The organism is Achromobacter sp. JCM 18799 (assembly GCF_055395645.1).
This window is the reverse complement of sequence record NZ_AP043866.1, coordinates 741,595-753,249: the sequence shown is the minus strand read 5'-3', so window position 1 is coordinate 753,249 and position 11,655 is coordinate 741,595. Positions and strand designations below refer to the sequence as shown.

Here is an 11,655-nt window from a genome sequence, read left to right as displayed (position 1 = left end):
GCGTGCTCAGCCGCGGGCCGGCAATACCGGGCGCTGCTTGCGGTAGGCGTTCTTGACGCGGATCTTGCCGTTCTGGAAGGTGAAGACGTCCACCATGTCCGCCTCCACGCGGGAGCCGTCTGCGGCTGTGCCGGTAAAGGTCGATTCGGACACGCCGCGGTCGCCGGCCACCCAATGCGTGCCGTTCTGCCACTGCGCGTCGGGAAAATTCGCCCAGGCCGCCGCGAAGGCGGCGCGCACCGCCTCGCGGCCTTCGTGCCGCGCGCCCCATCGCTCGGGGCCGGCCACGGTCTCGAACACGCAGTCGTCGCTCATGAAGGACATCAGGGCGTCGATATCGTGGCGGTTCCAGGCCGCCGCGAATTCGGCCAGCATGTCCGCGGTGACGGTCTTCTGCATTGCATACCTCCGGTAGACGCTGGCGCGACGCGCGCCAGCATTCAGGATCCAAGGTAAGTGAGCCCCCAGGCAGGGTCTAGAACCAGACACGGGAAATCGCTTGCACCAGACGCTTGCCCGTTCATCGCGCCGCGGCCGGCGCCAGCCAGGCGTCCATGCCGGCGGGATCGACGGCGCCGCGCATGCCGATCAGCACCAGCGCCGGTTCGTCCAGATCCGCCGGCGGCCTGGCTTGCGTGTCGTAGCGCACGCGCCGGCCCGCCAGTTGCACCAGCACCAGGCCGTGCCGGTCGGTGCGCACCCAGCCCTTGGCGCGCAGCAGCTGCCTGGGCGCGTCGCGCAGCCGGCTGGCGAGCCGGTCGGCGTCGAGCAGCGCGGGCGCGCGCCACAGCCAGCTCTGGAACGGATGATCGGGGTCATCGGGGGTTGCGGCGTGGACGTGTCCCGCATGGCCGCAAGCGCCGCTGGCGCATTCATGCGCAAGGCTGCAAGCCCCGCCCTCGCCCAGCAGATGGCGCAGGTCCACGCGCCCTTCGCGCGTCTCGACCATCGCGGCCCCGCGCGTCGCCGCGTGCAGCCATAGGCGCAGCGACGGCAGCTCCTCGGCAGGCGCCAGATCGGTCTTGTTCAACACCAGCAGATCGGCGGCCTTGAACTGGCGGTCCAGCGTATCGGCCAGCAAGGGATCCGCCGCCAGCGCGCGCACGTTCGCGGCATCGGCCAGCACCACCACGCCCTCCAGCTGCAGCATGGGATCGGCCATGCCGACCTGCGCGATGCGGCCGGGATCGGACACGCCGCTGGCTTCGATCACGATCCATTCGGGCAAGGGGTCCAGCGCCAGCACGCGCGCCAGGGCATCGTCCAGGCCGCCCGCCATGGAACAGCAGACGCAGCCGTTGGCCAGCCTGATCACCTGATCGCTGCGCTGCGCGATCAGCCCGGCGTCGATATCGACCGGGCCGAAGTCATTGACCAGGACCGCCGCGCGGCGCTGGCTGCGGGCCAACACGTGATTGAGCAGACTGGTCTTGCCCGCGCCCAGGAATCCGCCCACCACGGTCAGCGCGATGCGCGGTGCGCCATGGGCCGCCATCTCAGGCTTCCCGCAGCGGCAAGGGCCTGCCGCCGATGACGGTGCCCAGCACGCGCACGTCCTTCAGTTTCTCGGGAGCGACCTCCAGCGGGTCGTCCTGCAGCACGCAGAAGTCCGCATGCTTGCCGATCTCGATGGAGCCGACCAGGTGATCCAGGTGCAGGGTGTACGCCGCGCCCAGCGTGACGGCGTGCAGGGCCTGCTCCACGCCGATGCGCTCGGACTCCCCCAACACCTTGCCCGACGACGTCTGGCGGTTCACCGCGCACCAGGCCGTGAACAGCGGTCCCAACGGCGTGATGGGCGCGTCCGAATGGACGGAGAACGGCACGCCGGCGCGCGCGGCCGAGGCACAGGCGTCCATGCGGTTGGCGCGGTCCGGACCCATGGTCAGGGCGTGATGCGCGTCGCCCCAGTAGAAGATGTGGTTGGCAAAGAGATTGGCGCACATGCCCAGGCTGGCCATGCGCCGGAACTGCGCCGCGTCGGCCATCTGGCAATGCTGCAGGGTATGGCGGTGGTCGCGCCGCGGGCTGCGGCGCAAGGCGCGGTCCACCGCGTCGATCGCAAGCTCGGTGGCTTCGTCGCCATTGGTGTGGATGTGCAGCTGCACCCCGGCGTCGTGATAGGCCTGGACCATCGCGTCCAGCTCGGCCGGCGCGATCACCCAGATGCCGTTGGGCGCGCCGTTGTAGTAGCCCGGCCAGCGCAGCCGGGCGGTAAAGCCCTGGATCGAACCGTCCACCACCAGCTTGACCATGCCCAGATGCAGCTTGTCGTTGTTCAGGCGCCGGGCCTCGGCCAGCTTGGCCAGGCAGCGCTGCGGATCGCCCGCGTAGGTCAGCGCGGACGCGGCCGGCACAATGCGCACGGGGTAGTCCGGCTCGGCGGTGATGCGGGCCAGCGTCGCCAGGCCCTCGTCGCCCAGCTCGTTGACCAGGTCCGTGGCCGTGGTGACGCCCGCCCACTGCGCCACCTTGCCAAACATGCGCAGGCCCTCTTCCGATCCCCCCACGGTGCGGAACGGGCTGCCGATCAGGCGCATGACGGGGAACATGGCGGCAAATTCGCAGAGTTCGCCGCTGGGCCGTCCGTCTTCCATGCGCGTCACGCCCTCGATGTCGGTATCGCGGTCTATGCCGGCGCGCGCCAACATGGGCGTGTTCACGTTCATCAGGTGCATGCTGGCGTGCATGACCACCACGGGCCGCTCGGCGGACACGGCGTCCAGGTCCTGCACGCGCATGCGCGCGCCGTCGAAAAAGATCGGGTCGAAGCCCCACCCTATCAGCGTCTCGCCGGTCGCCAGGGCGCGTTCGGCCTCGCGCAGCCGCGCGGCCACAGCCTCGAAACTCTTCAAGCCTTCCCACAGCTTGCCATCGGGTCCGCGCCGGTCATAGAAGCCCACGTACACGAACTTCCACATGCCGCCTTCCGGCAGATGGCAATGCCCTTCGACCAGGCCGGGCATGAGCACCTTGTCCGCATAACGCTCGTCGAGGTCGGCAGGCCCCCAGCCCGCCAGCTCCTCGCGGCTGCCCACGCCCAGGATACGGCCCTCCCGCACCGCCACGTGCGTGGCGCGGGGCTGCATCGGGTTCATGGTCAGGATGCTGCGCGCGGCATAGATCGTGGTTCGGGCGCGGGTCTGGGTCATCGGTCTGTCCTTCTATCGGAGGGTGGGCTCATCCCTGCAGCGGCGACGCCAGGACGCCGTCGCGGGATTCGACGAAATGGCAGGCCACGCGGTGGCCCGGCGCGACTTCGCGCAAGCTGGGCTCGCGCGTGGTACAGAGCGGCTGCGCGGCCGGGCAGCGGCCGGCGAAACGGCAGCCCGGCGGCGGATCGACCGGACTGGGCGGATCGCCCGCCAGCCGCACGCGGCGCGCGGCCAGCTCGCGCCCGCCCTTCACGGTCGGCACCGCCGACATCAGGGCGACGCTGTAGGGATGCAGCGGCCGCGTGAAGAAGGCGTTGCGCGTGGCCTGCTCGATGATCTTGCCCAGGTACATGACGGCGATGTCGTCGCAGATGTGCTCCACCACCGCCATGTCGTGCGAGATGAACAGGAAGGACTGCCCCTGCTCGCGCTGGATGCGCCGCAGCAGGTTCAGGATCTGCGCGCGGATCGCGATATCCAGGGCCGACACCGGTTCGTCGCAGACGATCAGGTCGGGCGCGCTGGCCAGCGCGCGGGCCACGTTAAGCCGCTGCCGCTGGCCGCCGGAAAACTGGTGCGGAAACAGTTGCCGCTGCTCCGGGCGCAGGCCCACCAGTTCGAACATGCGGGCCACGCGCGCCTCGCGTCCGCCCGGCGGATCGATACCCATCAGGTCCAAGGGCGAGCGCACGATGTCGCCAGCCCGCTGGCGCGGATTGAGCGAGGAATACGGATCCTGGAACACCAGCTGCACGCGGCGGCGCATGCGACGCAAGGCCGAGCCGTTCAGCGCCGTCATGTCCGTACCGTCGAAGTGGATGGAGCCCGCGGTCGGGTCCGCCAACCGCAGCACGGACAAGGCCGTGGTGGTCTTGCCCGAGCCGGACTCGCCCACGATCGCCAGCGTGCGGCCGCGCTGCAGTTCGAAGGACACGCCGTCCACGGCCTTCACGACCACCGGCTTGCCGTCGCGGCCGCGTCCGCCGATGGGAAAATGCACGGCAAGATCGCGCACGGACAGCAAGGCGGGAGATTGCGGTGACGTCATTGCGCGGCCTCCGGATACAGCCAACAGGCAACTTCCTGGCCCTCGCCTACACGGGTCAGGGGCGGAAACGCGTCGCGGCAGCGCGCCATGGCCTGCCCGCAACGTTCCATGAAGGGACAGCCCGCGCCGCGCTCCCAGATCGACGGCACCACGCCGGGAATCTCCGGCAGGTCGGGGCGCACGTCGTCGGGCTCGCGGTCCAGTTCGGGCAGACAGGCGATCAGCCCCTGGGTGTAGGGATGGCGGGGCTGCGCCAGGATCTCGCGCACGCCGCCCTGCTCCACCACCCGCCCGCCGTACATGACCACGACGCGGTCGGCCATCTCCGACACCGCGCCCATGTCATGCGTGATCAGCAGCACCGCGGTGCCGCGCCGCGCCTGCTGCTCGCGCAGCAGGTCGAAGATCTGCGCCTGGACCGTCACGTCCAGCGCTGTTGTCGGCTCGTCGGCGATCAGCACGTCTGGATCGCAGGCCAGCGCGATTGCGATCATTACGCGCTGCCGCATACCGCCGGACATCTGGTGCGGATAATCGTCCACGCGCCGCTCCGGCAAGGGGATGCCCACCGACTTCAGCATCTCGATGGCGCGCTCGCGCGCCTGGCCCTTGCTCAGGCCCTGGTGCAGCCGCAGGGGTTCCGCGATCTGGTCGCCGACCGTGTACACAGGGTTCAGCGCCGTCATGGGCTCCTGGAAGATCATGGATATCTTGTTGCCGCGCACCTGGCGCATGGCCTCCTCGTCGCGGCCGGCCAGGTCGTCGCCGCGCAGGCGCACGCGGCCCCCGCCGATGCGTCCCGGCGCGGGAATCAGCCGCATGATGGCCAGCGCCGTCATGCTCTTGCCGCAGCCGGACTCGCCCACCAGGCACAAGGTCTCGCCGGGGTTCAGGTCGAAGCTCACCGCGCTCAACACCTCGGCCACGCGGCCGCGCGACTGGAACTCCAGGCTCAGGCTGTCGACCTCCAGCACGGGCGCCTGCTGCGCGGCGTTCATGCCCGCCCCCTCGAGTTCGGGTTGAGGGCGTCGTTCAGCCCGTCGCCGATCAGGCTGACGGCCAGCACGGTCAGGAAGATGGCGGCGCCCGGCAGGGTCACCGCCCACCACGCGGTCAGGATGTAGGGGCGGTTGCTGCCTATCATCAGCCCCCAGCTCATGATGTTGGGATCGCCCAGCCCCAGGAACGACAGGCCGGCCTCGAACAGGATCGCCGTGCCTATCGCCAGCGTGGCCGACACGATCAGCGGCGCCAGCGCGTTGGGCAGGATCACGCGCCAGATGATGCGCGCGTCGCCCGCGCCTATCACCCTCTCGGCCAGCACGTACTCGCGGCGCTTGAGGCGCAGGAATTCGCCGCGCGCCAGCCGCGCCGTGCCTGGCCAGCTGACCACGCCGATGGCGATGGCGATGGTCGCCAGCGACGGCGAGAACAGCGTCACCAGCACCATGGCGAACAGCAAGGTGGGCAGCACCTGAAAGAACTCGGTGATGCGCATCAAGGTTTCGTCGATCCAGCCGCCGTAGTAGCCCGCAAGCGCGCCCACCGTCAGCCCGATGGCCATGGACAGCACCGCCGCCACCACGCCCACCAGCAGCGTGGCGCGGCCGCCATAGACCATGCCAGTCAGCACGTCGCGGCCCAGGTAGTCGGTGCCCAGCAGCGCGTCCGCGCCCGGCGGCGTCATCGGCGCGCCCGCAATCTCGAAGGGATCCGCTTCCATGATCATGGGTCCGAAGAGCGTCACGGCGAGGATGGCGGCCAGCAGCAGCACGCCGGCCAGCGCCGAGGGATTGCGCGCGAATACCCGCAAGGCCTCGTACGACGGGCGGGCCGGCGGCCGTGCCGCCTGGCCCGGCAAGGCGGCAATGGATACGGCGGGAGGGGTCTGGCTCATGAGGTCTTGATCCTGGGATCGATCAGGCGGTAGGCCAGATCGGTAAGCTGATTCATCACGACCACCAGCAGCGAGGCGAACAGCAGGATGCCCAGCAGCGTGGGATAGTCGCGCCTGAGCACGGAGTCGAACGCCAGCCGGCCCAGCCCGGGCCAGTTGAAGACCGTTTCGACCAGGATCGCGCCCGCCAGCACATTGCCGAACTGCAGGCCCAGCATGGTCACCACCGGCAGCACGCCGTTGCGCAGCGCGTGCTTGTAGAGCACGGAGCGCTCTGGCAGGCCCTTGGCGCGCGCGGTGCGGATGTAGTCGGCCGACAACGCCTCCATGACGCTGGCGCGCGCCAGCCGGCTGTACTGCGCCAGATAGACGAAGGCCAGGGTGAAGGCCGGCAGCACCAGGTGGTGCAGCACGTCCAGCACGCCCGCCCAGCCGTCCTGCGGCCCGCCGGCAGAACGCATGTCGGACACCGGGAAGATCGGCAGCGCCGAGGCGAACAGGATGATGAGGATGATGCCGGTCCAGAACACTGGCGCGGAATAACCCACCACCGACAACAGCGTGATGCCTTGCGACAGCGGCCCGTTGGGCTTGCGCGCAGCCAGCGTGCCCAGCATCGTCCCGGCCAGGAACGCGCTCAGCACCGAGGTCACCACCAGCAGCAGCGTGGCCGGCACGCGGTCCCAGATCAGCTGCGCCACCGGCACGTTGAAGAAATAGGAATAGCCCAGGTCGCCCCGCAGCACCTGCATCAGATAGATGCCCAGCTGCGTCAGGAAGGGCTTATCCAGCCCGTACTGCGCGCGCAGCTGCGCCCGCAGTTCTTCGCTGATGCCGCCCATGGAGCCCGCGATGGTCTCGACCGGATCGCCCGGCGAAATGTGGATCAGCAGGAAATTCAGCGTCACCACGGCCAGCAGCAGCACCAGCGCATAGGCCAGGCGGCGCAAGAGATAGCGCGTCATGGCAGTTCCGCCTTACTGCAGGTAGGTGTCGTCCATGGGCGATATGACGCCCCAGATGCCGTCCGGCAGGCCGTGCACCTTCTTCAACGACAGGGTGTGGTACGGAATGACCGTGAGGAAGTCGATGGGCACATCGGCCGTGACCAGCCGCTGGAATTCCGCGTAGAGCGCGCGGCGCTTGTCGGCGTCGGTTTCGGTGCCGGCCTGCTCCAGCAGTTCGTCCACCTTGGGGTTGGAATAGGACTGCGTGTTGGTCCAGATGATGTCGCGGATGTTGCTGGACAGGTAGGTGCGGTGCACGCCGATCACCGGATCGCCCCAGTTGAAGACGATATCCGTGGTCATGTCGAAATCCTTGCCGGCGATGCGCTTGGCCCAGGTCGGGAAGTCCGGCGAGGCGCGCACCTGCACCTCGATGCCGACCTTCTTCAACTGGCTGCGCAGGTACTCCGCCACATTCTTGCCCTGCACGTCGGAGCCCGGCATGTAGTCCACCGTCAGCGACAGGCGTTCGCCCTTGGCATCCTTCTTGTAGCCCGCTTCTTCCAGCAGTTGCTCGGACTTCTTCAGGTCCAGCGGATACTTCGCCACATCCTGGGTGGCAAACGGACTGGTGCCGATAATGGGGCCGTCGGCAGGCTTGGCGAAGCCGGCGTTCAGGGCCTTGGTGATGAAGCCCTTGTCGGTGGCATAGGCGATAGCCTGCCGCACCCTCACGTCGTTCAAGGGCTTGCGCGCCGTGTTGAAAGCCAGCCAGCTCAAGGCGCCTATGCCTTCATAGCCCTTGCTGGTCATGACGATGGCGGAATTGTCCTTGGCGCGCCGCAGGATGGTGGGCTCGGTCATGAAGGGCAATACGCCGATGTCGCCGCGCTCCAAGCCGATCAACAGATTGGTGGCGTCGGGATTAATCTTCACCACGATCCGGTCCAGGTAGGGCTTGCCGGGCAGGAAGAATTTATCGAACTTCTCCAGCACGATCTCCTGGCCCGGCTTGAATTCCTTGAACTTGAACGGACCCGACCCAACCACGTCGGCCGAGTTGCGCGGATGGCTCTTGAGGTCCTGTCCATCGTCGTAGATGTGCTTGGGCAGCACCGGCATCAGGGCCGGCGACAGCGCCAGCAGAATGGCTGGATGCGGTTTGCTCATGCGCAGCACCACCGTGTAGGGATCCGGCGTGTCCACCGCTTCCACGGGCGCGAACATGGTCTGGAACGGATGGTTCTTCTTGACCGCCATGACCGAGAACGCCACGTCGGCCGAGGTCACCGGCTTGCCGTCGTGGAATACGGCGTCCTTACGCAGATGCAGCGTCAGGGACTTGCCGTCCGGCGCCAGTTCCCACGATTGCGCCAGATAGGGCTGCGGCTTCCAATCGGCGTCGTAGCGCAGCAGGCTGGCGAACAGCTGCGTGCTGGGCAAGGCGGTTGCAATGCCCGATTGCACCGCGCCGTTCAGATGGCGCGGCACCTGCGTTGAACCGATTACCAGCGTGCCGCCTGGCTTGGGCGCATCCGCGGCGCTGGCCCCGCCCGCCAGGGCCAGCGTCGTCAGTATCGTGGTCAGGCATTTTTTTACGCTGCGCATGTTCTACCCCTTTGTGTCCAGTGTCACGAACCATTCATCGGATGGTCTTGGGGGTAGCGTATCCAGCCAGCTGGTCCAGGCTTAGTACCAAACCGCCGGACTTTTTGGAGCCAGCCCCGCAGACGGACCGGATTCAACCGGCCAGCGCCCGCGCGTACAGCGAAGCGACCGCGCAGCTGTTGACGCGGGCCTGCATGGAATCGGAGCGGCTGGTCAGCAGCACCGGCACGCGCGTGCCCAGCACCAGTCCGGCCGTACCCGCGCCGGCCAGCCAGGTCAGCTCCTTGTAGAGCATGTTGCCGGCCTCGATGTCGGGCACCAGCAGGATGTCGGCATCGCCCGCCACGCGCGACACGATGCCCTTCTGATCGGCCGCCTCGCGCGAGATGGCGTTGTCGAAGGCCAGCGGGCCGTCGATCTCGCCGCCGCGGATTTGCTGGCGGTCGGCCATCTTCGACAGGGCGGCCGCATCCAGCGTGGCGGGCATCGCAGGATTGACCGACTCGGTGGCGCACAGCACCGCGAGCTTGGGGCGGTCGACGCCCAGCGCGCGCGCCAGATCGATGGCGTTCTGCGCGATGTCGGCCTTTTCCTGCAGGCTGGGTGCGATGTTGACCGCGGCATCGGTCAGGATGAAGAGCTTGGGATAGGCCGCTACCGCCATCACGAAGGCATGGCTGATGCGCCTGTCCGTGCGCAGGCCCGCGTCTCGCGCCACCACGGCCGACATGAAGTGGTCGGTATGCAAGCTTCCCTTCATCAACATGCGCACGGCGCCGTCGCGCGCCAGCGCGGCCGCGGCGCGCGCGGCCTGCACCTCGTCGTCGGGCGTGTCGACCACTTCCAGTTCGTCTGCGCGCAGCCCCAGGTCCGCCATCAGGACGCGCAGCCGGCCGGCGGGACCGACCAGCACGGGTTCGATGTAGCCCGCGTCGCGCGCCTGCACGGCCGCGCCCAGGCTGGTCGGACACAGCGGATACGCCACCGCGGTGCGCAAGCGTCCGGCCGACAGCGCGGCATTGCGCAGCGGCTCGAACAAGCGATCGCTTTCCATTTTGGTCTGCTCCTGCCGCGGAGATCCGCGGCGCCTGGCGAGAGAATTCCGGCGCGGCCGCCGCCGCGCCGGACGCACGCTATGCGATCAGCGCTTGGCGGGATCGATCGACAGCGGCACCTCGCCCGGATGGAACGGCTGGTTCACGTACTGCTTGTACTTGTCCAGGAAGCGCACCGGCTGCTTGAGCGCATCGCGGCGGAACGGGTCGCCCAGTTCCTGGCTGACCATCATTTCCAGCACGGTGGTCTTGCCTTCGGACTGCGCCTTGCATGCGGCCTGCAAGGCCGCGCCCACCTGATCGGCATGCTCCACCCGTATGCCTTCCGCGCCCATGGCCCGCGCCAGCTCCGAGAAGTTTGGATTCTTCAGGTTGCTGCCGACGAAGCGGCGGCCATAGAAGTCCACCTGGTTCTTCTTTTCCGCGCCCCATTGGCCGTTATGGAAGACCACGGCCGTCACCGGTATCTTCTCGCGCACGCAGGTCAGCAATTCCTGGAAGCTCATGCACCAGGCCCCATCGCCGACATAGGCCACGGCGGGCCGGTCGGGCCGGCCCAGCTTGGCGCCGATCAGCGCCGGCAAGGCGTAGCCGCAATTGCCGAAGCTCATGGCGGCCAGCATGGAGTTCGGCTCGTCAAAGCGCAGATAACTGTTGGACACCGAGCAGATGTTGCCGATGTCGGTGGAGACCATCACGTGCTTGGGCATGGCGCGTTCCAGTTCGCGCAGCATGCGGCGGGGATGCATGCGGCCTGCGCCATGCTCGATGATGTCCAGGCTCCAGTCGTCGCGTTCATGCGACCAGCTGTCCAGTTCCTTTTCCCATTCGGCCTTCTGCGCCGCGATCTGTTCGCCGCGGCCGCCCTTGGTGGCGGCGCAGGCGACCTCGCGTCCCCGCAGCTTGGCGGTCAACGCCGCCGCCGCCGGCTTGGCATCGCCGCAGATGCCGACCGACACCGGACGCACCAGGCCCAGCATGCGGTGGTCGGCGTCCACCTGAATGATGCGCGCGCCTTGCGGCCAGTAATCCAGCCCGTGCTGCGGCAAGGTGCCGAAGGGTCCCAGGCGCGTGCCCAGCGCCAGCACCACGTCGGCCTGCGACAACAGTTTCATGCCGGCCTTGGCGCCCTGGTAGCCCAGCGGGCCGCACCACAGCGGATGGCTGGCCGGGAAGGCGTCGTTGTGCAGATAGCTGGTGACCACTGGCGCGCCCAGCAGCTCGGCCAGGGCCACGCATTCCGCCTGGCCGTCCGAGAACAGCACGCCGCCGCCCGCCACGATGACGGGGAACTTGGCCTGCGCCAGCATTTGCGCCGCCGCCTCCAGGTCCTCTTCCGAACCCGGGCCTCGGCGGATGCGGCGCGGCTCCGGAATCGCCACGTCGATCTCGCCGTAGAAATAATCGCGCGGGATGTTCAGCTGCGTGGGGCCGCGCTCGGCCAGCGCATTGTCGAAGGCCTTGGCCGTGAATTCGGCCATGCGGTCGGGCCGGTTCACGTGGGCCTGGTATTTGGTGATGCGCGAGAAGATCGGCAGCTGTTCGGTTTCCTGGAAGCCGCCCAGCCCCATGCCTGCGGTGCCGGTCTCGGGCGTGATGGCCACGACCGGGCTATGCGCCCAGTACGCCGCGGCCACGCCGGTCACGAAATTGGTGATGCCGGGGCCGTTTTGCGCAATGCAGACGCCGTGGCGGCCGGTGACGCGCGAATAACCGTCGGCCATGTGCGCGGCGCCCTGCTCGTGCACCGTCGGCACGAAGCGGATGCCGGCCGCCGGAAACAGGTCCAGCGCGTCCATGAAGGCCGAGCCGACGATGCCGAATACGTCCTTGACGCCCTGCGCGACCAGCGTTTCCACAAACGCTTCGCTGGGGGTCATGTGTTGCTTGCTGCTCATGGTCTCTCTCCTGGCAGGCCGGCGGTGTCGGATTGCATCTGGGCCGG

General features: G+C 68.2%; 10 protein-coding genes. All 10 read right to left on the bottom strand.

Annotated elements, in window-relative coordinates; genetic code table 11:
• Nucleotides 1-6 precede the first annotated feature (6 nt).
• Entirely contained in the window at nucleotides 7-399 is a 393-nt protein-coding gene (locus tag ACZ5YA_RS03770) for a nuclear transport factor 2 family protein (RefSeq protein WP_118934386.1), read from the bottom strand.
• Nucleotides 400-520: 121 nt separating this feature from the next.
• Nucleotides 521-1,495, bottom strand: coding sequence for a CobW family GTP-binding protein (locus tag ACZ5YA_RS03765; RefSeq protein WP_464092033.1), 975 nt, complete (start codon nucleotides 1,493-1,495; stop codon nucleotides 521-523).
• Between the two features lies 1 nt (nucleotide 1,496).
• Nucleotides 1,497-3,152 carry an amidohydrolase gene (locus tag ACZ5YA_RS03760; protein ID WP_464092032.1) on the bottom strand — a complete coding sequence of 552 codons (1,656 nt, stop codon included), beginning with the start codon at nucleotides 3,150-3,152 and terminating at the stop codon, nucleotides 1,497-1,499.
• A gap of 28 nt (nucleotides 3,153-3,180) precedes the next feature.
• The gene (locus ACZ5YA_RS03755; protein WP_059379604.1) at nucleotides 3,181-4,203 is read right to left on the bottom strand and encodes an ABC transporter ATP-binding protein; all 1,023 of its coding nucleotides are present in this window, start codon (nucleotides 4,201-4,203) and stop codon (nucleotides 3,181-3,183) included.
• Entirely contained in the window at nucleotides 4,200-5,201 is a 1,002-nt protein-coding gene (locus ACZ5YA_RS03750; protein ID WP_464092031.1) for an ABC transporter ATP-binding protein, read from the bottom strand. The genes ACZ5YA_RS03755 and ACZ5YA_RS03750 overlap by 4 nt, the downstream gene beginning before the upstream one ends.
• Nucleotides 5,198-6,100, bottom strand: a complete 903-nt coding sequence (locus ACZ5YA_RS03745) for an ABC transporter permease (protein WP_059379602.1) — start codon at nucleotides 6,098-6,100, stop codon at nucleotides 5,198-5,200. Before ACZ5YA_RS03745 ends, ACZ5YA_RS03750 begins: the two co-directional genes overlap by 4 nt.
• Nucleotides 6,097-7,065, bottom strand: coding sequence for an ABC transporter permease (locus tag ACZ5YA_RS03740; protein WP_059379601.1), 969 nt, complete (start codon nucleotides 7,063-7,065; stop codon nucleotides 6,097-6,099). Before ACZ5YA_RS03740 ends, ACZ5YA_RS03745 begins: the two co-directional genes overlap by 4 nt.
• A 12-nt stretch (nucleotides 7,066-7,077) precedes the next feature.
• Complete coding sequence (locus tag ACZ5YA_RS03735) at nucleotides 7,078-8,655, bottom strand: ABC transporter substrate-binding protein (RefSeq protein WP_464092030.1); 1,578 nt, start codon at nucleotides 8,653-8,655, stop codon at nucleotides 7,078-7,080.
• 133 nt (nucleotides 8,656-8,788) lie between these two features.
• Nucleotides 8,789-9,709 (bottom strand): bifunctional enoyl-CoA hydratase/phosphate acetyltransferase, encoded by a 921-nt coding sequence (locus tag ACZ5YA_RS03730; RefSeq protein ID WP_059379599.1) that lies wholly within the window; start codon nucleotides 9,707-9,709, stop codon nucleotides 8,789-8,791.
• An 87-nt stretch (nucleotides 9,710-9,796) separates the two neighbouring features.
• Complete coding sequence (xsc, locus tag ACZ5YA_RS03725) at nucleotides 9,797-11,608, bottom strand: sulfoacetaldehyde acetyltransferase (RefSeq protein ID WP_464092029.1); 1,812 nt, start codon at nucleotides 11,606-11,608, stop codon at nucleotides 9,797-9,799.
• Nucleotides 11,609-11,655 lie beyond the last annotated feature (47 nt).